Raw genomic sequence first — 24,234 nt, forward strand, 5'->3', positions numbered from 1 at the left:
GAGGAGAGAAATGTGAGCAAGTTTACAAGAGAAGACATCATGCGCATGGCCCAAGAAGAGGACGTAAGGTATATCCGACTGCAGTTTACCGACCTGATGGGGATCATTAAAAACGTAGAAATCCCCCTGTCCCAATTGCCAAAAGCACTCGATGGCAAAATGATGTTTGATGGTTCTTCCATCGAAGGCTTCGTTCGCATCGAGGAATCCGACATGTACCTGGTACCTGATCTGGATACATGGGTTGTATTCCCGTGGGGCAATGAGTTTGGCAAAATTGCACGTCTGATCTGTGATATCCACATGCCAGATGGCTCTCCATTCGAAGGAGATCCGCGCTACATCCTGAAGCGTGCCCTGAAAGAAGCTGAAGAAATGGGCTTCACAGCTTTCAACGTAGGTCCAGAGCCTGAGTTTTTCCTGTTCAAGCTGGACGCAAAAGGCGAGCCTACGCTGGATCTGAATGACCAAGGCGGATACTTCGACTTTGCTCCACTCGACTCCGGTGAAAACTGCCGTCGTGATATCGTATTGACATTGGAAAAAATGGGCTTTGAAGTGGAAGCATCTCACCACGAGGTAGCTCCAGGTCAACACGAAATCGACTTTAAGTATGCAAATGCACTCCAAGCAGCTGACCAAATTTTGACGTTCAAACTGGTTGTCAAAACCATCGCGCAAAAACACGGTCTGCATGCGACCTTCATGCCAAAACCGCTGTACGGTGTAGCTGGTTCCGGTATGCACGCGAACCAATCGCTGTTCCGTGGTAAAGAAAATGCTTTCTATGACGAGTCCGATGTAATGGGACTGAGCCAAACAGCGAAGCATTACCTGGCAGGTATTTTGCAGCATGCTCGCAGCTTTACTGCGATCACGAACCCGCTCGTAAACTCTTACAAGCGTTTGGTTCCTGGTTACGAGGCTCCTTGCTACGTAGCTTGGTCTGCGAAAAACCGTTCTCCATTGATCCGTATCCCTGCATCCAGAGGCTTGAGCACGCGTATTGAAGTACGCAGCCCAGACCCTGCAACGAACCCATACCTGGCACTGGCAGTTATGCTGAAAGCTGGTTTGGACGGAATCAAAAACAAGCTTACGCCACCTCCTGCCATTGATCGCAACATCTACGTGATGACTGAGCAAGACCGCGAAGCAAACGGTATCGAGAACCTGCCTGCTACTTTGAAGGAAGCAATCGAGTGCCTGAAAGCAGATCCGGTGATTTGCGAAGCATTGGGCGAGCATGCATTGGTACACTTTATTGAAGCGAAAGAAATTGAGTGGGATATGTTTAGAACACGCGTTCACGATTGGGAGCGCGAGCAATACATGACTGCTTACTAATAAGCGAAACCCCTTGTGCCTGTTGGTCAAGGCCCCGTTTAGTGGACAGTAAGAAAAACCCGGGCCGTTAGGCCACTAGCTGGCGTCTGAATTCAACAGGCGTCAGCTTTTTAATTTTCTCTGCGGGCGATTTTGGTTGTAGAATTCAATGTACTCCTCAATTCGCCTTTGTGCCTCATCGATACTTCGGATATCATAAGGATAGAGCCCTTCCGTTTTGAGATGCGAGAAGAAGCTCTCCATCGAGGCATTGTCATAACAGTTGCCCCTTCTAGACAGCTGATTTGGGCGCCAACCTTTGGCAGCATGTCGTGGTAAGTGTAGGACGTGTATTGGAATCCTTGATCGCTGTGAACGATCAGTCCAGTCACGTCTTTCGTCTTTTCAAAAGCTTTCTCAAAGGTCCGTAGGACCAATTGATTGTCGTTGCGAACATCCATGTGATAGGCCACGATTTCGTTATTAAACAAATCTTTAATAGCAGACAGGTAGAGCCAAGTATCCGCAACACGATACTGTGTGACGTCCGTTACCCACTTTTGATTGGGCGCATCTGCTTTGAAATTACGCTGTAGAATATTTTGGGTAACTCGTCCCCCAACCGATGAAGCAAGGTGATAACGATACTTGCGGCGTATTCGAGAACGGAGCCCCATTTCTTGCATGAGACGTAGTATCTTCTTATGATTGACCCACACCCCGTGATCTTGCAGGAGAAATAGTTGGATTTGTCTCTACCCATATTTACCGTGGTACTTCTTATACACAGCCTGGACTAAATCTTTCATAGACTTGTCCCGATCTATTCTTTGGCGTTTTAAGTATGCGTAGTATCCACTTCTTGAGACGCCAAACAACTTACAGAGCTCACTGATGGTGTATTCTCCCGCTTTAATGTTTCTATATATCTGTTTGTATCTATGTATTCTTCGCGACGGCCACGTTGATCTAGAAGACCAAACTCTCCGAGTTTCTTATACTTCCGCATCCAGGTCTTTAGTCGGTCCTCATCATGAATATTCAATTCTTCCATGATCACCCGTTTGGAAACACCCTTTAATCTCATCTGAATTGCTTGCAACTTAAGTTCTTCACTGTAATGCTTAAACTTCTGCCCTTTCTTTGCTGGCATAAAAATACACCCCCTAAAGTTAATCGGTAAAACCACGGGGGTTTTTCCAATGTCTACTTTAAGGGGTGCACTACATTTCCAGGAGACGGGTTTTTTACTTTTGTCTATTCGTATGCGGAATTTGCGGGTACACGAAACAAATACTTTATTTGACCACGAGGTACAATTCGTAACCAGCGATTTGCTACTTCTGATTATCTTCAGGAAGTAGCGAATATTCTAAACCCATAAAACTAGCTACAGAGAGTTTTTCTTCGTTTATGACCTGTAATCGGTAATTGGCAGGAGACAATAGCGCCTGGTTATCAGCTTCTGTTAAATTTTCTTTTAACTTTAGCTGTTGCGAAATCGTATACCGATTCTCTTTACTGTTTAACTCAATTTGAATGTGTAAAGGAGTCTCAGCAAGCAAATTTTTAATGGTCTCGTTACCCGGCATATCTGCAAACGTAAAGTAAATGGGTTTTTCCGTATGCATCATTTTTTCTCTCAACTCGTCCGAAATTAAGATTCGTAACGTGAGTTCTGCCGAATTGCCGTTTTTTGTTATTTGAAGCACGGATGTTTTTAAATTCTCCCCTGTAATTTCTTCGAAATAATCGTAGACGCCTACATATGACTTCTCTTTAGGGACTGTTACTGCCTCGCTACAGCCACTAAGAAGAACTATGAACAGAGGAAGAAGTATATGGAGAGGTCGGATCATAGATCTTTTGATTTTTTACTAGAATACTCTTTGTACGAGTATTTGACGTTAACGTAGTTAGAATCTACTACTCTGCCTTGAAAATATTCGACTAAGTTTCCAGTTGTTTTTACGGCTTTTGATCCGTATTCAACGGTTGTAACCGTACGCTTTGGTATGACCCAGCTGTGAGTTGTTTCTACAGTATCTTCTTCACCAAATGAAACTTCTGCACTAATCCCCACTTTTCCCTCTATGATCCTCCAATTTACTTTCGTCTCGGCTTCCGCACCTATTTTTCCGGTCAGAAATGTTTTTCTTGTAACCTTCCTTGAAAATGTATCGTTCTCGTTACTATCGTTCTCAATATCAGCTTCATAAGATTTTGATTTGTATAGGTCCTTCTTAGACTGTTCATACACTTTGCCAGTCATATCATTGCCTAAGGGAGCAATCTTAGATGAATCACTCTTTGTAAGGGCATTTGTAAAATCATACTCTACTGGGTTCTCATATACATGTTCAACAATTTTTAGCTTACCTATTTTAATAGGCTCACCTTGAGATACTGCGAAGGCAGAACCAGCTCCAGATACTACTAAACTGCTAAGTAAGACAGTTGTGATAGAAAGCATCTTAATATTCATTCTCTTCCCTCCAGGATATTTGACGCAATTTTCAATACGGAATGATCATAACATATATTTCCAATTAATATATAACTGGAATCATTTATGCCCGATAGCTAAGAGCCGACCATGACAATCAGGAAGCAGTGAGCCTGATTCCTTTCAACTCAGTAGATTAACTGCTTGGATGGAAGCGGGAGGGGTTCGTGCTCCTGTTAACAAACAAACATATATAGAGAAAACAAATACTAAATGAAGACAAGAGCCCTCCAATGGTGAAGGGCTCTTAGCAGCATTATATCGGGCATTTTTACATGTATAGTCCACCCACAATTCACCCACAAAATCATGAAATCATTTGATGTCATTTGAAACAACAGTAGGTGAAACTGTTGATTTTATACGGTTTTCATGGAGCATTAAAACTGATTGAAAGCCAAGAATATGTCCCGCACAAGCGTTCACGATTGGGAGCGCGAGCAAACATGACTGCTTATTAATAAGCGAAACCCCTTGTGCCTGTAGGTGCGAGGAGTTTTTTCTATTTGTGGGTGTGGCTGTAAAAATAGTTTCACCCACAAATCACCCATAATTGAGACAAATGCTCAATTATGATAAGTTTCCAGTTCCTCATTTATTGGGTTTGCTTGGAAAAACCAATCTTCACCGTTGAACCATGCTCTGTATTGGTTGTCATAAAGGAGATATGAAACCTCATAGTAACGTTTTTCTATGTCGCTATTTGTAATGTCCCTTCCCCTCATTTTGACAACAAAGGGGGTGTCCTTGAATTCAACTTCTTTAACGCTCAGTACTTTACCGAGGCGTGACTCAATTTTGTCCCTAATTGGCTTTTGATTGTAGTATTCCTGAACGATATGGGTCACCCAGAATAATAGAGCAAGAAAAATGAGAGCATATGTAATTTTTAATACACTACTCTTAGTAATTAATTCTTTCATTATGGACACACTCCCAGAATCCATTTTTTTGAATTGTATCATTTGAGGAGCGTGTTTGTCACAATGCTCAGGGAGATAAGGAGGATAAGCATGGAGAGGAACGAAGCGCGGGAGCACTTCAAAAATTTAGGGCTGAGTTATGACGTCTTGACGAAAGAAGACATCATGGTATTGCAAAATATGCTTGGTCTTATCTCTTGTATGGCGGTGTACATGCCCGACAGATGGACATGAAAGTAAGCAAGCCAAGAGTAAAAGATGTGAAGATTTTAAAAAGCGGCCCAAAGCACGCTCAAATCCAAATAGACGGCAGCTATTTCAGCAGGAGAGAAGGCATTACTTTTAGTCAAACTGGTTTCATTGGATTTGGCGGGGGGTTTAGCGATGTCAATGTGCAGCCAATTCTAAAAGCCTTTGTTAATGGTCCGATTATGTTGCTGAAAAGCCAAGGCAGCTTAGGTCAGTGAATAAGCGATCTTATCATAATGTGTAGGGAGACAAGAGTGGGATCGTAACAGATTAAAGGGAGGGACTGGGATTGTAAGATCTGGATCGTTGTGAATAAAGGTAATTTGTAGTGTACCAGGAATGTCAAAAATAGCATCTTCACTAAGCTGAGCTTGCTTTTGAGTGACTTCTTCTAAAAGAGAAATACTTTCGTTGGTTAGTTGCACATTAATCTTCAGTATCTCAGTTAATAATCTATTGACATCGCGAAGAGATATCTCGAAGAGAATGTTTATCGATACGTTCGAAAACATTTTGTAATCAAGCGCCCAACCGCCACTCACAGAGATCACATCATTTATCTCTCCAATTACATGAAGTCTGTCGTGCCTTGTGGTTCCATTAATACGGAGAATTCTTGGGAATATTCTTCAACACTCCTATTGATTGTTCTTCCAAGAATTGTAGAAAAAAACGAGTTGTATATCAATTATCAAAATAGTTAAGGAAGAAACGAGGAGAATTGAATGTTAAATGAGATAACCCCACGCTGTAATAAAAAAACGTGGGAGGCGAAGTAATAAACAGGTGTTAATTATGCCCTATATTTGGGGAATTTCATAATTAAGTGTGTAAGTTATGTGTCATTGGACTGTTTCTCGGGATGAAATCCTAAGCCCCAACTGCTATCTCTGTTCCATGTATGAATAAATCCTGGTAATTCGTCATCACTAACAGTATCCATTTCATTTCCATAAACCTCGAGATGAATGATCGAATTATCAGGAACATCAAGATCATGACTAATATCAATGGCGTACGGTGTGTTTTGTGCTTTTTAATTTTTTGTCCAGGAAAAAATTGATTCCACAAATCATCGGGAGCATTTTGGACACACTAACCATTATCGGGAACATTTATGATAACCCTGAGTTGTTGGAAACTAGTTAACTTTGATAAAGAAAAAAGACCATGGGAAGACCATGATCTTCAATCAAATCCTTTTCTTAACGGCTTTCTGTGCTTTTAATTAAGGAGTTAAAGTGACTGTTTCAGGCCCATTATCACCAATCCACTTATTATTGTAGAATTTCCAAGTTGAAGTATCTTTTTGTATTACAAAGGAGTATGGTAACCATCCTGGCTTATTACCTTTGCCATCAGATTTAATTTCAATCTTTTGAATACTACCAAGAGAGGCGGATGCGGTTACGTAATATACACCTGTAGAACCTTGCTCAAAATCATCACCAGCACTGTCTAAGGTTGTCCATGGGGAATCCTTCTTGGAGCCATGTAATTTAATTTGAATTTTCGAATTTGTTCCTGCGTCATCTGCATTGTTTGTTTTGACAGTAACTTTATAGGTGTACGATGCAAGTGGTTCAATTTGATTTGAATTTTGGAGGCTCTCAGAAGCATAAGCGCTTGTTCCACTTAACATTAATGCAAAAGCTAGCACAGTAGAGATCCCTAAACGTTTCATGTAAAACACTCCTTTAGATCTGTATATTGGAAGCAATGAAATTATACAAAACATTTACTCAAATGTAAATATATGGGTATCAGCGAGTTAAGGGAGCTAAAAAGGAGGTTCAATCAATATTTCGTATAGAAATGCAGGAAGCAGTTGTTAGCTGGGGCATGTAAGAGATAGAGCGACTGAATTCGTATTCGTGCAGTGGAAATGAAAGGAATAGGCGATGCAAGCAGGACGTGAGTTGGATGCAAAAGTCGCGGAGACGTTGGGGTGGAAAGAAGCGATTGACGAGGGATGGTACCGAATGCTGGGAAGACCAAAAAGGGTGTCTCCGTGAAGCTTACTTCCCAGGTTTATCTTATGGCAAAGGGAATCGACATTTAACATAAGAGAAATTGTGATGAACTATGTTAATCCTTCTTATCGATTAACTTGGTAAGCAGGTCTTCGATTCTCTGTAAATGTTGATTGGTTTGCTTCAGCAGATAATACAAATTCACAATTGAGATCATTACCACAATCCCAAAGACTAATACATCCATTTTTATACCACCTTAATTGGTAATCATTAGGTAACTTGTACCTTTGTGAATAATAGCATGAAAGTAAAGAAATCGCGATATTTAACAAAATATTTCGTGTGTATCTAGGAGGGGTAGAAGCATGAAGAATCTCACTGTCATAAATCAAAATGGACAACTTCTGGTAGATAGCAGAGAAGTGGCAGGAATGATTGGAGCCAGACAAGTTTCTTTCATGAAGTTCTACTGTTTTTTTCGAATACTGTCCTTCTTGTAAAAACAATCGAAAAGAAAAGGGCGCTCATAGCACCCCTTGTTTAATTCGATTTGCTAACGGAACTTGGAGAGGGACTAAAAACTGGGGCTAATCTTGACGGGTGCAGCTTGTGGCTAAGGCCAAAAAATTCACAGAAGTTCATAATCAGTGGGCTCCACTTCTCGGGATCGATGTAGTTCTTCTCGCCAGTCATTAGGACTTGTTCATCAACATGAACGCGTATAATCTTTACTTCAATAGCTTTTAAAGTGCTGGGCCGTTCAAAATCATGGACCTGTTCTACCACGGCCTCTAATTGAACCGGGCACTCCGCAACGCGTGGAGGCCGAATCAGGTCCGAATCTTGTGGGGTGAGCCTAGCCGTTCCGAATTTATCCGGTTCAAATCGGTATCCCACATTAGCTTTGCGCTCCGGGACAGGATTTCGCCCAGTCAGTAGAGCCAGACGATCCACCGCATGGGCAAGATCAGACGAAGGAAGATTTAAAACACATTCGCCCTCACGCAACAAATTGGTAACAGTTTGAGATGAGCTACTCATTCCAAGCATGCATGATTGATTAAGCCACCATGCAGAAGACATAGGGGCAAGGTTGACAGAATTGTCCTCATTTAATGTGCTGATGAGTACAACTGGCGTCCCAAAATAAAGAATTTTTGGCTCAACTACCTTATGCATAATCGCGCTCCCTCCACTATGAAAAGAAAAGTTTCCCATCGTCTCAGATAAGAGACCTATATCAAATTATAATCACTATTCTTTTCGTTATTTTGCTGTTTCATTTCGATTGAACTTTACACAACATTACGTGTGAGAAGGGGAGGGAGTCATCAGAAAGGGGACGGAACAAGAAAAAGAAAAAGAAAGAGGGGCTGTCCTAAAGTCGAAAGACAATGGGACCAGCTCTTTTCTTTATATACACAAAAAATATAAAAATCATTGACATGAGAGCTCAAATATGTAATTATCTACTCTGTCACTTATAATGATAATCATTATCAAACGTTACTTCACACCAAACATCACGTGACAAGGAGAAATGAGCGCATGAAAAAAGGAACACGAATCGTACTGACCTGCTTGGTTGCATTAGTCACTCTCGTATCGGCGGGTTGCGGAAGCAGCCAAACAGCTTCGGAAGCACCCAAGAAGTCTGAGACACGCGTAGTCAAGCATCTAATGGGGGAAGTGACGATCCCGGCGGAACCAAAGCGAATTGCAGACGTCTCGGGAGCAGCGGAGGAGCTTTTAATTTTGGGACACAAGCCTGTTGCTACGGCCAATACATACAAGACAAAAATCATGTCCCACGTAGCGAATAAGCTGACCGATGTAAAACCGGTTGGATGGATGTGGGATGACTCCATCAATCTGGAAGCTGTTGTAGAAACAAAGCCAGATCTGATTATTATGAATAACCGCCAGCAAAAGATGTACGAGCAGCTGTCCAAAATTGCGCCGACTGTCGTTCTGGAGACAGATATGGACAAGTGGCGTGATAAGTTTAAAGAAATCGGTCGCCTGCTCGGACAAGAAGAGGACGTGAACAAATGGTTGGCTGGCTACGACGAGAAGACGAAAGGGATGCGCGAGCAACTCAAGCAAGCGTACGGCGACCAGACCTTCATGTTCCTGGCCGTAACGCCAAAATTGTTCCGCGTGTACGGCAACTATGGATATGCAGATATCCTGTTCTCTGATCTCGGTTTGAAGCCAGATACCGGAACACCTGCCGATAAAACAATGGAAATGATCGAGCTGGAAGGACTGACAAAGTTTCAGCCAGACCATATGTTCCTCGTCAATTTCGGCGGAAAAGCGGATGATGTTTACGCAGAACTGAAAAAGAGCCCAGTATGGAAAAGCAACAAGGCAGTTCAACAAGGCCATCTCTATGAAGTAACCAATGAAACATTCAACACCAAAGCCTTTGGCCCAATTGGAAAGGAAATGCTCTTAGAGGAGATTGGAAGCATGTTGCTGAAAAAGCAATAACCATGCGATAGACACTAAAAATGGAGCTATTCGAAAGTTGTTTCCTATCGTGGACTTGATAAAGTGTATGCTATGTTTGACTGCTTACTAATAAGCGAAACCCCTTGTGCCTGTTGGTGCGAGGGAATTTTTCTTTCGTGGGTGCATTTAAAAAATAAAGGTCATCTTGGCTGCACCCACGAAACACGGCGTAAACGCGAACGTTAAGGGTAGGAAAAACAATGCCTGCTCGGTTGGCGGAATATTTAGCTGCCTTACTGCTTAATAGGGCACCTGACAAATGTGATCACAAATCCCGTGAGATCTCCAGCGACGGCAACGTTCGTAACACTCTACATCCAATCGTACTCTTCTTGGGTCTAGGTACGGGAGACATAACGTTTCACAATCTTCCTGAGGCGGACTTACACGTCTACATTCGTTCACACATTCTTGATAGCTAGGAAGAAATTCAACCAATTGACCATTTACTTTCTTGAAGCGCTTAGACTTTGATTTTTTCTTTTTCAAGTGATATTCCCTCCTGATGACGATCTTAGATAGTGTACGAACTCCATTATCGTTTTGATTGGCCAAATGTACTTATTTCTCGAAAATGTATGTAGATCAGTATTTAGGAACGTCACCAAGGTGGGATGCAAGCTGGCTATTCGACTTTTCACAGGAGGAATGGACAACGAGAAGTGGTTGACGAACAATACGGTATTAGGCTGACATTGAAATAAAAGAAAGAGCGATGCAAATACGTATAAAGCCCGTCTTTACAAACAAGACGGGCTAAAAGCTATTCATGTTTTATTGAATCGTAAAAGTAGCTACGATAACATTTTGATCCTGATAGGAATAGGGGGCTTGAAATTGTACGTAGCGATACCCGTCCGCATCAGCCTTAATAATGACTCCTGTCGTACCGCTCCAAATCTGTTTATTTTCAGCATGATAGACGGTGTAATTAGCAAAGCTTCCTCTTGGACTGATACGAAGCTCCTGCCCTTTCTTTAGATAAATTGCTTCTTTTGGACTTAACTGACCAGGTGTAAGGTAGTAATATTTGGTGAATTGTTGTTCTTGTTTTTGCTGCTCCATGGATATTTTTGGTTCACCTTGTACTTGAGCATTGGTAGAAGCGGAAGCATAGGCAGGTCCGCCAGAGAGGAGTAAAGCGAGCATCGAAATAGAGAGAAGCTGTTTTTTCATACTTGGTACACTCCTTTGTATCAATTTTTATCAAATTTAAATATACGAACTAAAGACTATCATATACTTAAAATGGATTAATTGGTAAATGTTTACACAAAAAAAGAGACATGCTGTTCATATCTCATGACCACAATTCCCGATCACGTTTGGCTGTCATGGAAAATGGCATGGGTTTTTGTAGTAGGACTTCCTCTCCAGAAGGCATTGAAGAAGCTAATCCCTATATCGAAAGGGGCGGCGATTCTCTTATGTCTGTTAACGGGCGACAAGAAGAATCCATCTATAATGCAGAGTTATTAAAAGCTAAGTCAGTAAAAGAATCGGCTTGTATAGAATGAACAGAGGGGATTGTTCATTTTGATGCACATAATGAGTTGAAAGATATACAACCCTGTGAAATGTGTAGGATTGTAAACAGAGGGGTGCATATGGGAGCAGCATGCGTTTGCTGTTGTCTGATGATAATAATGTTTTAGACTGGAATCGTTGATCTTACAACTCTCTTCGATTGATAATACAGCAGCCTTTCGAAATAAGCTTTAGACTGTTCCAATAAATGAAAAAGTGGTGATTTAAGACCTTGATAATAAAGTCTTAGACTGCCGATGCTGTTGTTCAACTAACGAACCCGTCGTATTATGAGGTCAGCCAGTTTTTCCTGGTTGACTTCTTTCATTTTAGGGGGCTTACCATTACGGTAGCCGGGGGAGAACGGTCGAACCCGTGGGAAATCTCATCCCGTCGCTAAAGCTGTTCACCCCCTACTTGTAGAAACCATGTTTAGGCTGGTTGGGACAAAAGAAGATCTCGCATCACTAGCGATGCTGTGGAACTGCAAGCAGTGATTAGAGGGTGCCGGCAATAATTCTTTGGAGAGGGAGAGATCTATGAATCCAGTCATTGGTCTGGATGTATCAAAAGGGCAAAGTCAAGGGCAATTGTTTTTAGATAAAGGTCAGCCTCACGTAAGAGTGTCGCATTCCTTCATACCCAAGAAGGGCTTCATTACCTTTTAAACTTGATTAACGATGTCACTAAACTAACAGGTCATTCACCCACTGTCATCTTAGAGTCTACTGGGCATTATCAGGCTGCTGCTGTTCAGTTTCTGGAGGAACACTCTATTATCTTCATTGTAGTGAATCCGTTGATCTCAAACCAAGCGAAAAAATCTTCTTCTTTGAGAAAGGTTAAGACTGATGAAGTAGATGCCTATCAGCTCTGCGAGCTGTATTACAAGGAGGAGTTTGAGGCTTATAAACAGAGAGGCGTACATTTCTTGAATCTTCGTCATCTCACGAGGCAGTTTGAATCCCTGACGGATATGTTAAGGAATTCTACGATAAGAAACGCGAAGAAGGAAAACCGTACAGAGTGGCAGTAATAGCCTGTGTAAACAAACTTCTTAATTGGATATATGCCGTTTTAAGAAAAAAACAGCCTTTCCTTGATTTAGCTTGAATCCCAAAAAAGATCAATAAAAGAAAAGCCTTCCACTAAGTTTCTGGAAGGATATTTGGCATATGCATCTTTAGTATATCATCGGCTCTTAAGAAATTTAGAGATAAATACTGACAAGATGTTAGCTAGTTTTAATTAATAACGCTTCTGTTACTATGCTATGGTTCCCCCCGACTTATCCGAAACGCCTGATAAACGCATTAATAACCAATGTGGAGCACAAGCTTCTTAGGTCAGCTAGACCCTGTCATACGAATATAACATGCGTTGGGCAAGACGTTTCATTCCTACATTTACTATCCTTTCTGTTTTACAAAAGGAGGTATCTAGATTGGGAGTTGAGTCACACATGTTGCCAATTCTTCTTGGGTTGAATCGATAAACAAGCCAATTATTTTTTTTTTTTTTTGAAAAAATGTAGAAATATGTAGAAAAGAATAAGTTGAATTTTATCGACTCTCTATGTTTTAATTTTTCGTAATAATTGGGATGATTAACTTTTTATCCCATTGTTCCTTGTGCTCCACATTGGCAGCTCTTTCACTCATTACAACTAGCAAAAAATTGGGGGAACCGGTTATGAAAAACGACATGTTTGATTTGGATGTTCAAGTAAACGCAGTAAGCTCTACTGGTGTTACACCAAACTCTTGGACACTCCCTCTTCCTTTTACCTTAATAAATTGCATCACGTATAACACTTGCGGATGTACCTACAATACGTGCTCGGACGAGAAATAGGATAGCAACGCACTAAAAACCAATGTGGAGCACAAAGCTACTTGGGACAGTCAGACCCTGCCATCTGGATAGTAAATGCTTGGTGCAAGGCGTTTTCTTTCACCTACGTTTACTATCCTTTCCCCATTTTCAATAGGAGGGATCTAGAGTGGAATGTCAACCAAACGTGAAAAAACACGCAAAGAAAGAATCCCGATCCCTCTTTCGCACGATGGATTTTTTCATGCTTCGAACGCCATTGTTGCCTATAGATATGTTTCTAGAGTTATGTCAATCGGATTGGAAACTGGACAAGCTTGATCCGAGAAAACAAGACATCATTCGAGAGTGCATTGCCGTTGCCAGCCCTTCGTTGATTGAATCTTTAAACAAACGGGAGAAGGCCGACCGTGAGCAGCTTGAGCAGGTTGCGAGGAGCTGTTTACGATATGTCATCAGAATGAGTACGCGAGCGACGCCATTTGGGCTTTTTTCCGGAGTAGCCTGTGGGTATTTTGATACAAACACCAATCTCATCGTAAACAAAATGGAGCAGCATAAAAAACGGAGCCGCCCTGATATGGAATGGCTCCTGAAAATCGTTCAATCTCTGGAAGAAAATCTGGATGTGGTCAAGCAGCTTCACGTCCAGACAAACACGATGTATGAGATAGTGGGTAATCGGGTTTCACTGCCGTATATTACGCGGTACGGTCAAAAGCACGATGGCTATCAAATAGAAAATGTGTCAATTGCGATGAATGATTTGATCGCGCTTGTTTTTAACAAGGCAACAGAGCCGGTCCCGTTTATGGAATTATTGCAGATTATTAAAGAATCATACCCGGATACGGAAGACCGCAGAATCGAATCCTTCTTGTTTCAGTTGGTCAAAAATGAGTTTCTGCTTACAAGCCTTCGGCCGCGCCTTACTCATACGTCGCCGTTTGATCAACTGCTTGCTGTATTGAAACGTGTTGACGGTATTGATGAATTGTACCAGCAGCTGCTGACGATCAGGCAGGACATCATCGCCTATGACCAGCTGGAGATCGGCCAGGGAGAAACGCATTTCCTTTCTACGCTCTTCAAAATGAAATCGGTAGAATCTTCATCATCGCAGTTACAAGTAGATTTATCGTTGTCAACTGAGCAGGTGACGCTGCCGAAATCTATTGCCAAGGATCTGAGCAAAGCAGCAGAACTGCTGTGGAGACTATCGCCCAATCACGTTGGATGGCCTCATTTGACGGAGTATCGGGACTCTTTTATTGAACGGTACGGATTTGAGAGAGAAGTCCCCTTACTCGAATTGCTGGATGAAAACCGAGGTTTAGGAGCTCCTGCCACCTACGAAAATCCAATTAGCAAAAGAAACTATCTCCCGTCTAGCCGTGACAAAATAAATGAGAAGGCTCTTTTACAGTTGTTGTCCCACTCGCTTTTGACAGGAAGCAGGGAAATAGAGCTAACAGATGAGCTGATCGAGAAGCTAGAGCCGGTATCACCCAAATGGGAACATGTCCCGCTTTCGATGGAATTGTATGCGTCGCTATTTGCCACTTCGACACAAGCCATGGACAACGGGGATTACACCATACATATTGGTGGGAATACAGGATCAACGTTAGCCGGAAAATCATTTGGACGATTCGCTGACATACTCGGAGAGTCTATCGAAGAAAATCTTGAGCAGATCAATCAGGAACATCAGCAGGCGTACCCCGACAGTATATTTGCTGAAGTTGTTTACTTTCCACGACACGGAAGGGCTGCCAATGTCGTTCTTTCGAAAAGCAAGCGGGAATACGAGATTTTGATCGGCACCCCTTCGTATCACTCGAAGAGCATTCCCTTGTCAGATCTGGTTGTAAGGGCTACATCGCATTCCTTCTATTTGAAATCACGATCGTTGAATAAGGAAGTCATCCCTGTAACGGGCCATATGCTTAATTACACAGGCTCAGTTCCTAACGTATACCGTTTTCTGTCCGAATTGGGGATGGGAAAGCAGCGAAATTGGATGCCATTCAGCTGGGGTAGCTTTCGTCATGGTCCTGTTCTGCCTCGTCTGCGTTATGGAAAGATTATACTGTCACCAGCTACCTGGAATGTGGATCAGGAGCTGTTATCTGTTTCCAAAAAGGATGGAAAAGAACGCTGGATGGAAGCCGTACAAAACTGGATAGGCCAATATCAGGTTCCCGATTTCGTGTATATCACCGATTATGACAACAAGATGCTACTCGATCTGAAAAATGAAAGACATCTCGTTGAGTTGATTCGGGAGCTTCAAATGCTGAATTCCGGTCAGACACTCGTTCTGACAGAAGTAGGCGCTGAGCTGAAGGACTGTGTAGTTGAAGGGAAAGACGGTGCCTTTCATATGGAGTGTGTCTTCCCGCTTGTAAAAAATACTCCGATTGAAGCGACTGCAACCGAAACGGGTTCTGTGGAAAACGGCGTGCAATCGAATCGCGCGCTTATTTCCGACCAAGAACGATTGAAAATGCCAGGAAGTGATTGGTTATTCTACAAGCTTTACTGTGATGAAACCAGAATGGATGAATTCATCGCCTTTCCGCTTCAGTCTTTATGCAAAGGGATGCGTACTCAAGGTGTTTGTCAAAAGATCTTCTTCATGAGGTACGCCGATCCGAAACCGCATATCCGTCTGCGCTTTCAAGCAGCATCCACCAAAGGACTGCAATCCATTTTCTCAGAAATGTATCAATGGACGTCTGACATGCAAAAACAGGGTTACCTCTCTAAAACAACGATCGATACGTATGATCCTGAAATTGAACGATATGGAGGACCTCAATTGATTTCTCTGGCGGAGGAAATATTTGCAGTTGACAGTATGGTTGTGGCCCATTTGCTACAACAGCATCGTACAAAGCAGATGAATATGCCATTGGAAAAGGTTGCTGTAATCAGCATCATCGACCTTTTGCATCAATTCTTGCATTCAATCGACGAAAAGCTACACTTCCTGAACAGGATGATCCAGTATAAAGCGTACCTCGACGATTTCCGCACAGACAGAGTGTTCTACCTGAAGGCAGGACGCTATACGAACGATTGGCAAGAATTAAAAGGGTTGGAAGACGGCCTCATGCTCCATCATGCTTTGCAGATAAGATCAGCGGCGATCAAAAGCTTTTCTAGGGTCATGCGTTCACTGAAAGCACAATCGGAGCTGTATAATTCACAGGATCAGATCATAGGCAGCATCATCCATCTGCATATAAATAGGCTGCTTGGGGTCGAGCGTGAACGCGAAAAGAAAGTGATGACCTTGGCCCGCCATACTCTGCACAACTTGCGATATTTCCTGCTGCAAGAGGAAAGTCGTACGAAGGAGGCTGTACATGCTTTCTAATACGAAGAACTGGCAACCGATTAAAAACGATAAGCTGATCAAAAACATAGAGTACGTGGTAAAGCAGGTAGCCCGTAAGCTTCAATCTCCTCATACGGTACTGGGCGAACCTATCTCTGGGACAGAATCCCTAGCCTCAGGTGCATTGGGCATCGTCCTCTTTTATGCGGAATTGGATCGACTATACCCTGAGGAGCAATGGGATGTCGTCGCACACAACTATTTGGTATATGTACAAACCGCGATTAACGCGAATACGTTTCAATCGCTTTCCCTATGGAGTGGTTTATCCGGAGCACCCGTAGTCGCCTCCATACTTGCCCGTAATCGAGGCAGATATCAAAACTTCATCGAAAAACTGCATATTCTCATGCAGCCTGCGATTGATGAGTTCATCAATCAAGCTCGAGGACGAATCGGGAGCAGTCTATTCATGCCTGATTACGATGTGATTGAAGGATTAGCTGGTATCGGTCGATATCTTCTTTCATTTAAAGAGCACCCTAAATGTAAAGAAAATCTTAACAAGGTGTTAGCATATACCGTACAATTAACCAAAGATATCCAAGTTAATGGTAGGAATGTTCCAGGCTGGCATATCAAAAGCGAGAATCAGTTTTTGGAACATGAACAAAAACGATACCCACATGGCAACTTTAATCTAGGGATTTCTCACGGTATTGCCGGTCCGTTTGCCTTGCTTTCTCTTGCTTTGCTGGAGGGAGTAAAGGTAGCGGGACAGCGAGAAGCCATTCGCAAGTTATGTTCCTATTATGGCAAGTGGAAGGCCGAAGACGAGCACGGGCCCATTTGGCCAGAGCGAATCAGCTTTGAAGAAGAAACTTGTGGACAGGTGCAGAACAATTTTGCTTACAATGCATCATGGTGCTACGGGGAACCAAGCATAGCACGAGTGTTGTGGCTGGCTGGCGAAGCATTGGGCGATATCGTGATCAAGTCTTTGGCGCAAGAAGTTTATCTCTCACTTGTCCAGCGATCAGTAGAGCTCGCGTCCCCTACGTTTTGTCACGGCGATGCAGGGACGCTTTGGATGCTCCAAAGAATGATGATGGACACGGACTCTGATGTTTTTGAAGCTTACCGTGAAAAACTGGTAAACAAAATTTTGAACAGCTACAACGAAAACAATGCTTATGGATTTCAAGACATCGAGCAAGGACAATCCCAAGATGTTCCAGGATTGTTGGTCGGAGCAGCAGGAGTAGCGCTTGTCTTGCTCAGCTGTCTGAGTTTGGATGAACCCGAATGGGACTGCATTTTTTTGCTGAAATAGCTGAGTTAGGGGAAAACACATGTACGCAACAACAGAGGATGTGTTTAGTCTAAAGACTGTTATCCAGTCTTTTCGAAACTGGCCGAAAATTTTTCGCCTTTTCTGGACTGTACAAAAAGGTTATTTTATAACGATTCTGATTCTGAATATTCTCCAAGGACTGTTTCCTGTTGGTATGCTGTATGTTACCCAGGAGATTGTTAACGCTGTTTCCAGAGGAGTAAGCCAAGAAGGGGATACTGTGGTAATCAGTTTCCTTTTCTTCCTCTCTTTCATTTTAGTGAAACAGCTTGTTACACTCATTCAGAATTATGTCGAAGGATTGTTTCAGTCCCTGCTCTCCAATCGCCTCCGTGAAATGGTTCTGGACAAAGCAAGCACGCTAGGATTAGCTGATTTTGAAAATGCAGAGGTGCAGGATCAGCTTAAACGTGCGCAACAAGAGACCACGTACCGACCATATCAGATTTTCGTACTGCTACTAAGTATTGTATCCGGTGTGATTTCCCTGGTATCTACTTCGCTGTTCCTGGTCTTTTGGAAATGGTGGGTTGTGTTCATTCTGGTGTTGTTTCCGCTTATATCCTTCTATTCCTATTTTCGGTTAAGTCAACAAGAGTTCTATATCCGTTGGAGCAGGGCTGAACGGGAGAGAAAAGGTTGGTACATCAGTTATTTATTAACCCACGATCGTGCTTTCAAGGAAGTGCAAATTTATAAACTTGGCTCCTATCTGATTACACATTTCCGCGATTTGATCAAACAATTTTTTTATGAAGACAAAAAGATCGCCAAATCTCGTTTGAAGACCGCACTGGTTTTCGAAAGTTTAACGATTGCGATGATTGGTTTGATGAGCTTTATTGCCATAAAAGCTGCTTTTCTGAAAGAGATCCTGTTAGGGAATTTGGTTAGTTATATTCAGGGGATCACGTTAACCCAAACTACGTCGCAGTCGTTGATGCATTCCCTAATTGGACTGTCTCAGCACAACATGTTTGTGGAACAGTTGTTTGTTTTTTTGGATAGAGATTCGTCTGATCCTGTTAAGCAACAAAAAGTGGACATACCTGCTCCCCAAGAGAACGACCCGTTTGTTTTCGAAAGTATCGAGTTCGTCAACGTTTCATTTACGTATCCGGAAACAGAACGACCGGTTCTTCAAAATCTCTCTTTCAAAATAAAAAAAGGAGAGTCGCTAGCAATTGTAGGGGAGAATGGTTCCGGCAAAACAACATTAGTCAAGCTGCTAACCTTGTTGTACAAAGATTATGAAGGACAGATACTGATAAACGGAACCGACTTGAACGTGTTTGATTTAGATCAGATTCGAACAAAAATCGGGGTTGTTTTTCAAGATTTTATGCAGTATGAGATGTCCATTCGTAACAATGTCGGGTTCGGTGATCTTTCTCTTCTTCACCATGATGACATCCTATACGACGCTCTTGAAAAATCAGGTATGCGAAGCTTGACAGAGGGTCTTCCTAAAGAATTGGATACCCAATTGGGAAAATGGTTCACGGAAGGTCTTCAGTTGTCAGGTGGACAGTGGCAGCGCATTGCCATTGCTAGAGCTTTCCTCCGAAATGCAGACCTCTATATTCTCGACGAGCCAAGTGCTTCGCTGGACCCTTTGGCAGAAAAAGAAGTATTTGATGCATTAAACCTGTTGACCAAGGAGCGAATGGGAATCTTTATCTCTCACCGTTACTCATCTGCTCAGTATGCTGATAATATCATGGTGTTGGATCAGGGGAGAATCGTTGAGTTTGGCACCCATACCGAATTGATCCGTTTACAACAAAAGTATGCCCGCATGTATAATCTGCAAGCTTCACCCTTTGTCGCGCAAAGTTAACAAACACTATAACGAGGGATTCATTCTCTCGTCTGCATTCTTCTCCTACCTTTTCCAATACTTAGCTACTTCATTTTTTGGGAAACCTTGTTGTCCTTTTTAGTAAACTTAGGGAAAAGACCACAACAAAGAAACGTCTAGGACATTGAAGTAAGACCGATTTTTTCCAAGCTCAATTCGCTCAAAAATCCTTTCTTTTGTTATTTCTGAATAAAAAAGGAATGTATATTATAGTGCAGATACTTTCTATATTTGCCATGTTTGTCATTCTTACAGGAAACATCTCACCTGTAACCAGCTTGAATAAAGTTACAGTATTACACCCCAACGCAAAAGCGGAAGCATCAAGGGGGTTTTCTGTAGAAAAGCCGGGACTAACCGAAGAAAGCCTCGGGAATCTTCTCGTATGATTTCGGTCCTTCATTTGCAGAACTCAAAAATTTATTTCATATAAAATCGATCCTAAACTAATCGGAAGCTGAGGCAACAACGATGTTTGGGATCGCATACTCGTGAGAAACCGGAGAGTGGACATGCCTTTCTACAGAAGAGAAGACGCCATTTGTACGGAATTTATATGAAACAACTGTCGGGGCAATGTCAATGATGTTTATAGAAGGAATCGCTGCGAGGGTCGATATTAAGCCAACTGAGGCATGATTTACGGTGTATTCGCTGTTCGCGTAGTCAAAGACATAGAAGGGGATCCAGAGAATATGAAGATCATTTCGCATGACAAATTTAAATAAGAGGCGCGTGTTTATCGGTTAATTCGGGTGAGTACGCGCCTTTTTGTCTCTGTAGGTCATGATACATTGGACTAATAGTAAAAGGCACATATATTGTGCTTTTCATTTCGGGCACTATTCTATCCAATAGTGCTTAACTTGGCTCGCACAGCAGCCTCCTGGTCTTTGTGTTCGGTCCTTTTTGCTAGCCAGCTCAGGACAACACTTATGATACCAAGACACCTTTTTTATGCTCATACGTCATTGTTTCATTACAGGAATGCTGCCTGTTAGCTTAACATGGTTACCAGTCTAATACTTTATTAATCATGCTAAAACTTTATTATCTTTGCAAAGCTGTAACGGAACGGGAGAAGTCCAGACCATGCTGCTTTCAAGCTCCGAAAGCTCAAAGGGAAAGCAGTTAATTCACACTCCCATTCCGCGTTGACATTTTACTTGCCCAGGTAGGGTAGACAGATCCGCTGGCGGCGGTCGGTCATGGATCATCACACCTATTAAGTAAACGGCTACGCGTTTGAATTTTATTAAAAATCAAATGGGCAGTTAGATTTATAGGATGTTGTAATGTAAAAACTGGTATGTTAAAATCGTGCTGACACTTAACGATTGGAGTTGAAGAGGATAATGTAATAATTCTTGCCACCTTTTTAAAGAATAAAGCAGAATTTCTTTTATTCTTTATTGGCAAGATAGTTACCTTATTCTTTTCACTCAGAAAATATATCCTTTTTATACCCTGCAATGGGTTGGATGTGCCGTATTTTTTGAGCTACAAGAAAGGTAACTTTCTTGTAGCTCTTTTTTTATTCTGACAAAGGAGGTTGTCGAACTCGGAAAGACTGAAAATATCTCAGATGGCGTATCACAAACAACCGATAGTTGAGGTTGAAGCATGACAGCGAATTTTTGGAAGCAAAGCGGGACAAGGATTGTGGAACTGCAAGAGATAAACCATTTCTAGGAGGATGAAAGTGATGGAGATTGAGGTTGTAGATGATTATGTGAACCGGTTCCTATTGTGTGAAGCGGTTCACAAAAAAACAAATCGGTTGCCGGAGGTTTACCAATCTATCGACAGGTGCACGTAGTAATCTGTCTGCAAACGTGTGCGCTTTTTCTGTATAGTTGATTATTGACATGACGTGTCATAGCGCCAATTGACGGTTGCTTTTTACGGTTTCTCCGGCGGTAAGGAGAAGACATGAAACTAACCTCGAAATATGAAACGATTCGGCGAATATTGTCCGACTTCAAGCAGCCCGAGTATCGGTATGCTCAGATTATGGACGCAATTTTCAAGCAAAATATCGGCGAATACGGACGGATGACCATACTACCCAAATTTTTGCGTGACGAGTTGAACCGGATACTTGGTCCAAACGTTTGCAGTATCGTTCCGGTAAAGGAATTCACATCGAAACAGGTTAGCAAGGTGCTGTTTGCTATTCCGGGTGACGAACGCGTGGAGGCCGTACGACTTACTTATGAGCGGGGGTGGAAATCGTATTGTATTTCCACACAGTGCGGCTGCGGATTCGGGTGCAAGTTTTGTGCTACCGGTACCATTGGCCTGAAACGAAATCTGACCGCCGACGAAATTACCGACCAATTGCTGTACTTTCGCTTGAACGGCCACACTTTGGACAGCATCTCATTCATGGGCATGGGGGAGGCGCTTGCCAACCCGCATATTTTTGATGCAATGACGATATTGACCGACCCGTATCTCTTTGGTTTAGGACATCGACGAATTACGATTTCCACTATCGGCCTGTTGCCGGGGATCGACAAGCTGACTCGGGAGTTTCCCCAGGTCAATCTAACCTTCTCGCTGCATTCGCCATTCGACGATCAGCGCAGTGAACTGATGCCGATCAACGACCGATTCCCAGTCCGCGACGTACTGATGGCATTGGATCGTCACATCCGGCAAACAGGGAGAAAGGTATATATTGCATATATTCTTCTTCGTGGAGTAAACGACTCGACGGCGCACGCGGAAGCAGTTGCCGAATTGCTAAGGGGAAGGGGACCTTGGGAACATCTCTACCACGTTAACCTGATTCCATTCAATTCTACCGAAGTTACGCCAGACAGCTATCGGCAATCCGATCCTACTCAGATTAAATCGTTTGTTCGGATCTTGAAGTCAAAGGGTATAAGCATCACGGTCCGAACTCAATTCGGATCGGACATTAACGCGGCATGCGGCCAGCTATACCGCTCTGAATAATCGATGCCGAAAATTAAAATTTATTACGCCGGACGCAGCGGGTCTGCAACAGACCCCAATATACCCATTAAACTAATAGAGAGCTCCTTCATTTGAACTCCATACAATGGAAGGGGAATAGCTTCAGACGAAATATGCCCGTGTTGTGGATTTCACTATGGTTATGATGACGATGATGTACCTGATAAAGAGTCGTTCTACAAAAAATGGAGAGATAATTGGATTAGGAATGGATGCATCTGGTTTTCAAAAGGGCGACTCCCTCCTGTAGGCTGGAATTCAATCGAGCAAGTAAACAGAAGTAAATAAATGATATCTAGGGCTGCCCCGTTTGTAGAATTATCTACTTAGAGGCAGCCTTCTCGGTATACATCTTAATAGTCGCTGGTACCATCTATTCTCTTGCAACGCTGGTGAATTTGTACGTAGTGACGTGTATTCGAGCAATCTTTGTGATCCCAGCAGCCCCACTTGGTATCTAGAGATACTAGGTTTTGAGATGTTTGCAAAGATTCAAGGTCCAAAATTGCTAAATAATCCCTAATTACGTTTTGCCAAGCAACAATGTGTATGAACTTAACTAATCAGAATGGGTGACTTACAGGAATAGTTAGGGAGATAAGGAGGGGGAACGGTGCTAGTATATAAGGTGGCGGTTTGCGATCATTTGGGTTAGATATGAAAACAAGCTGATCTATAGTAGATCAGCTTAGAAGGAATTTTGTAAAAATTGGACGGATTCGTGAAACATTTATTTGAATACAGTATTTCAAAATATCCGGAGGGGACGGGTATTTGGAACTACTCTTTTACCGAGGTTATTCTGCTATCAATAAGGCGAGAAACTCTGTAAGAAACAGGAAGGAAACCTTGACGAGGCCAATAACGTGAAGATTGTAAATTCGTTTCTCTCCAATCTGTCATGCAGTAGACATATCCTTTTTTCTTCGCATGGGCAAGTCCATGTAGAGTAAGTGCATAATTAATACCTTGCCCGCGAAATTGATCTAGAGTACCAGCAACTCCTAATTCAACACAACGATCCGGTACATTCAAATTTACATTACTTGTATCTAAGGGGAAATATCCTTGGAAAGAAACAATTTTTCCATCTTTTAAGGCGATCCAGAAATCGACATCATGATCATCAAGGAGACCTGCATAACCTTTACGTAATTCCTGAGGATCATCACGTAAAGAATAGCCAAAAACGGGTGCCTTATTTTGATGAGTTCTAATCATATTTGCAATATCCTCTACCAAACTACGATCTTCTGGGGATGCCAAGCGAATTTCAACATCTGGGATGCTCAAGGGAAGGGGAGATTCCCGATCAAGTAATGAGAGTAATGCATGTGTTTGTTCAAAGCCAAATCCTAAACGGAACCAAGAATGAAGTAATTCCGGTTGACTGGCTGGAATGAGTGCAAAATGACTGAAATATCCCTCATCTACCCATAGTTGAGAAGCCTCTGAATAAAGATCTCTATATAATTCAACAGAGGTATTGCGAGAAATTGCATGACCCTCCAAATTAATCCAGACATGTCGATCCCGAAGAGGATTTTCAATCTTTTGTCCAATTAGGTAACCGATTAATTTACCATCTTTAATTGCTGCGACTCCGCTACTGTTTGGTTTTGACCATATCGTTTTAACAGCAGTCGTTGCATAATTTTCCTCTTCACATTCAATGGGTAGTACCGAAAGGATTTCTCGATCTAGTCTATGACGATTGGACAATAGTTGCCCAGCCTCTGAGATTAACTCGTCAGTAAATGGTATGAAATACATGAAATGGACACCTCTGTTTTTTATCATCATAAAGCTGTTCTTAATCTATTGCAATTCG

Annotated in this window: 20 protein-coding genes and 2 pseudogenes; 11 read left to right on the top strand and 11 right to left on the bottom strand. The window is 42.3% G+C overall.

Annotated features, from left to right (window positions below):
- Positions 1-12: 12 nt before the first annotated feature.
- Positions 13-1,347: a type I glutamate--ammonia ligase gene (glnA, locus tag FB479_RS03725; RefSeq protein ID WP_007719084.1), complete on the top strand. Its 1,335-nt coding sequence runs from the start codon at positions 13-15 to the stop codon at positions 1,345-1,347.
- 102 nt (positions 1,348-1,449) lie between these two features.
- On the opposite strand, the gene FB479_RS31200 is transcribed toward glnA, so the two are convergent.
- The 6 genes and pseudogenes from FB479_RS31200 to FB479_RS03750 form a co-directional block, all read right to left on the bottom strand.
- Positions 1,450-1,590: an IS3 family transposase gene (locus FB479_RS31200; protein WP_370511670.1), complete on the bottom strand. Its 141-nt coding sequence runs from the start codon at positions 1,588-1,590 to the stop codon at positions 1,450-1,452.
- Positions 1,591-1,682: 92 nt separating this feature from the next.
- Positions 1,683-2,045: pseudogene (locus FB479_RS31205) on the bottom strand (DDE-type integrase/transposase/recombinase); the annotation flags it as partial.
- Between the two features lie 119 nt (positions 2,046-2,164).
- Positions 2,165-2,479, bottom strand: coding sequence for a helix-turn-helix domain-containing protein (locus FB479_RS03735; protein WP_142062491.1), 315 nt, complete (start codon positions 2,477-2,479; stop codon positions 2,165-2,167).
- A gap of 184 nt (positions 2,480-2,663) precedes the next feature.
- Positions 2,664-3,038, bottom strand: a complete 375-nt coding sequence (locus FB479_RS03740; RefSeq protein WP_255438262.1) for a hypothetical protein — start codon at positions 3,036-3,038, stop codon at positions 2,664-2,666.
- Positions 3,039-3,181: 143 nt separating this feature from the next.
- Entirely contained in the window at positions 3,182-3,811 is a 630-nt protein-coding gene (locus tag FB479_RS03745; RefSeq protein WP_142062497.1) for a hypothetical protein, read from the bottom strand.
- 587 nt (positions 3,812-4,398) lie between these two features.
- A complete protein-coding gene (locus FB479_RS03750; protein ID WP_142062500.1) occupies positions 4,399-4,755 on the bottom strand; it encodes a hypothetical protein in 357 nt (118 codons plus the stop codon).
- A gap of 90 nt (positions 4,756-4,845) precedes the next feature.
- On the opposite strand from FB479_RS03750, the gene FB479_RS30730 reads away from it, so the two are divergent.
- On the top strand, positions 4,846-4,989 hold the full coding sequence (locus FB479_RS30730; protein WP_221629571.1) for a hypothetical protein: 144 nt from the start codon (positions 4,846-4,848) through the stop codon (positions 4,987-4,989).
- Positions 4,986-5,222 carry a hypothetical protein gene (locus FB479_RS30735; RefSeq protein ID WP_221629572.1) on the top strand — a complete coding sequence of 79 codons (237 nt, stop codon included), beginning with the start codon at positions 4,986-4,988 and terminating at the stop codon, positions 5,220-5,222. Before FB479_RS30730 ends, FB479_RS30735 begins: the two co-directional genes overlap by 4 nt.
- Positions 5,223-6,232: 1,010 nt before the next feature.
- On the opposite strand, the gene FB479_RS03760 is transcribed toward FB479_RS30735, so the two are convergent.
- Complete coding sequence (locus tag FB479_RS03760) at positions 6,233-6,688, bottom strand: PLAT/LH2 domain-containing protein (protein WP_185746326.1); 456 nt, start codon at positions 6,686-6,688, stop codon at positions 6,233-6,235.
- Positions 6,689-7,092: 404 nt separating this feature from the next.
- Complete coding sequence (locus FB479_RS30835) at positions 7,093-7,224, bottom strand: hypothetical protein (RefSeq protein WP_255438263.1); 132 nt, start codon at positions 7,222-7,224, stop codon at positions 7,093-7,095.
- Between the two features lie 121 nt (positions 7,225-7,345).
- On the opposite strand from FB479_RS30835, the gene FB479_RS31210 reads away from it, so the two are divergent.
- Positions 7,346-7,480 carry a hypothetical protein gene (locus tag FB479_RS31210; protein WP_370511671.1) on the top strand — a complete coding sequence of 45 codons (135 nt, stop codon included), beginning with the start codon at positions 7,346-7,348 and terminating at the stop codon, positions 7,478-7,480.
- 40 nt (positions 7,481-7,520) lie between these two features.
- On the opposite strand, the gene FB479_RS03770 is transcribed toward FB479_RS31210, so the two are convergent.
- Positions 7,521-8,159 carry a flavin reductase family protein gene (locus FB479_RS03770; RefSeq protein WP_142062506.1) on the bottom strand — a complete coding sequence of 213 codons (639 nt, stop codon included), beginning with the start codon at positions 8,157-8,159 and terminating at the stop codon, positions 7,521-7,523.
- Positions 8,160-8,528: 369 nt separating this feature from the next.
- On the opposite strand from FB479_RS03770, the gene FB479_RS03775 reads away from it, so the two are divergent.
- Positions 8,529-9,476: an ABC transporter substrate-binding protein gene (locus FB479_RS03775; RefSeq protein WP_142062509.1), complete on the top strand. Its 948-nt coding sequence runs from the start codon at positions 8,529-8,531 to the stop codon at positions 9,474-9,476.
- A 795-nt stretch (positions 9,477-10,271) separates the two neighbouring features.
- On the opposite strand, the gene FB479_RS03780 is transcribed toward FB479_RS03775, so the two are convergent.
- Entirely contained in the window at positions 10,272-10,673 is a 402-nt protein-coding gene (locus tag FB479_RS03780; protein ID WP_142062512.1) for a hypothetical protein, read from the bottom strand.
- An 890-nt stretch (positions 10,674-11,563) separates the two neighbouring features.
- Between FB479_RS03780 and FB479_RS03785 the strand changes: the two are divergent.
- The 6 genes and pseudogenes from FB479_RS03785 to FB479_RS03805 form a co-directional block, all read left to right on the top strand.
- Positions 11,564-11,997, top strand: a pseudogene (locus tag FB479_RS03785) (IS110 family transposase); the annotation flags it as partial.
- Between the two features lie 719 nt (positions 11,998-12,716).
- Positions 12,717-12,878 (top strand): FDLD family class I lanthipeptide, encoded by a 162-nt coding sequence (locus FB479_RS31215; RefSeq protein ID WP_221629573.1) that lies wholly within the window; start codon positions 12,717-12,719, stop codon positions 12,876-12,878.
- A 148-nt stretch (positions 12,879-13,026) separates the two neighbouring features.
- On the top strand, positions 13,027-16,242 hold the full coding sequence (locus FB479_RS03790; protein ID WP_142062518.1) for a lantibiotic dehydratase: 3,216 nt from the start codon (positions 13,027-13,029) through the stop codon (positions 16,240-16,242).
- Positions 16,232-17,536, top strand: coding sequence for a lanthionine synthetase C family protein (locus FB479_RS03795; protein WP_142062521.1), 1,305 nt, complete (start codon positions 16,232-16,234; stop codon positions 17,534-17,536). Before FB479_RS03790 ends, FB479_RS03795 begins: the two co-directional genes overlap by 11 nt.
- A 19-nt stretch (positions 17,537-17,555) precedes the next feature.
- Positions 17,556-19,397, top strand: coding sequence for an ABC transporter ATP-binding protein (locus FB479_RS03800; protein ID WP_142062524.1), 1,842 nt, complete (start codon positions 17,556-17,558; stop codon positions 19,395-19,397).
- Positions 19,398-21,350: 1,953 nt separating this feature from the next.
- A complete protein-coding gene (locus tag FB479_RS03805) occupies positions 21,351-22,382 on the top strand; it encodes a Cfr family 23S rRNA (adenine(2503)-C(8))-methyltransferase (protein WP_142062527.1) in 1,032 nt (343 codons plus the stop codon).
- A gap of 801 nt (positions 22,383-23,183) precedes the next feature.
- On the opposite strand, the gene FB479_RS03810 is transcribed toward FB479_RS03805, so the two are convergent.
- Positions 23,184-24,176 carry a GNAT family N-acetyltransferase gene (locus FB479_RS03810; RefSeq protein ID WP_142062530.1) on the bottom strand — a complete coding sequence of 331 codons (993 nt, stop codon included), beginning with the start codon at positions 24,174-24,176 and terminating at the stop codon, positions 23,184-23,186.
- Positions 24,177-24,234: the final 58 nt, after the last annotated feature.

The organism is Brevibacillus sp. AG162 (genome assembly GCF_006715575.1).
In the GTDB taxonomy this organism is placed as follows: Bacteria; Bacillota; Bacilli; order Brevibacillales; family Brevibacillaceae; genus Brevibacillus; species Brevibacillus brevis.

What these genes read in the sequence shown, in the direction of transcription:
- FB479_RS31200 (WP_370511670.1), bottom strand. Translation starts at nt 1,590, where the DNA reads ATGGAGAGCTTCTTCTCGCATCTCAAAACGGAAGGGCTCTATCCTTAT.
- FB479_RS03735 (WP_142062491.1), bottom strand. Translation starts at nt 2,479, where the DNA reads ATGCCAGCAAAGAAAGGGCAGAAGTTTAAGCATTACAGTGAAGAACTT.
- FB479_RS03745 (WP_142062497.1), bottom strand. Translation starts at nt 3,811, where the DNA reads ATGAATATTAAGATGCTTTCTATCACAACTGTCTTACTTAGCAGTTTA.
- FB479_RS03750 (WP_142062500.1), bottom strand. Translation starts at nt 4,755, where the DNA reads ATGAAAGAATTAATTACTAAGAGTAGTGTATTAAAAATTACATATGCT.
- FB479_RS30730 (WP_221629571.1), top strand. Translation starts at nt 4,846, where the DNA reads ATGGAGAGGAACGAAGCGCGGGAGCACTTCAAAAATTTAGGGCTGAGT.
- FB479_RS30735 (WP_221629572.1), top strand. Translation starts at nt 4,986, where the DNA reads ATGAAAGTAAGCAAGCCAAGAGTAAAAGATGTGAAGATTTTAAAAAGC.
- FB479_RS03760 (WP_185746326.1), bottom strand. Translation starts at nt 6,688, where the DNA reads ATGAAACGTTTAGGGATCTCTACTGTGCTAGCTTTTGCATTAATGTTA.
- FB479_RS30835 (WP_255438263.1), bottom strand. Translation starts at nt 7,224, where the DNA reads ATGGATGTATTAGTCTTTGGGATTGTGGTAATGATCTCAATTGTGAAT.
- FB479_RS31210 (WP_370511671.1), top strand. Translation starts at nt 7,346, where the DNA reads ATGAAGAATCTCACTGTCATAAATCAAAATGGACAACTTCTGGTAGAT.
- FB479_RS03770 (WP_142062506.1), bottom strand. Translation starts at nt 8,159, where the DNA reads ATGCATAAGGTAGTTGAGCCAAAAATTCTTTATTTTGGGACGCCAGTT.
- FB479_RS03775 (WP_142062509.1), top strand. Translation starts at nt 8,529, where the DNA reads ATGAAAAAAGGAACACGAATCGTACTGACCTGCTTGGTTGCATTAGTC.
- FB479_RS03780 (WP_142062512.1), bottom strand. Translation starts at nt 10,673, where the DNA reads ATGAAAAAACAGCTTCTCTCTATTTCGATGCTCGCTTTACTCCTCTCT.
- FB479_RS31215 (WP_221629573.1), top strand. Translation starts at nt 12,717, where the DNA reads ATGAAAAACGACATGTTTGATTTGGATGTTCAAGTAAACGCAGTAAGC.
- FB479_RS03795 (WP_142062521.1), top strand. Translation starts at nt 16,232, where the DNA reads ATGCTTTCTAATACGAAGAACTGGCAACCGATTAAAAACGATAAGCTG.
- FB479_RS03800 (WP_142062524.1), top strand. Translation starts at nt 17,556, where the DNA reads ATGTACGCAACAACAGAGGATGTGTTTAGTCTAAAGACTGTTATCCAG.
- FB479_RS03805 (WP_142062527.1), top strand. Translation starts at nt 21,351, where the DNA reads ATGAAACTAACCTCGAAATATGAAACGATTCGGCGAATATTGTCCGAC.
- FB479_RS03810 (WP_142062530.1), bottom strand. Translation starts at nt 24,176, where the DNA reads ATGTATTTCATACCATTTACTGACGAGTTAATCTCAGAGGCTGGGCAA.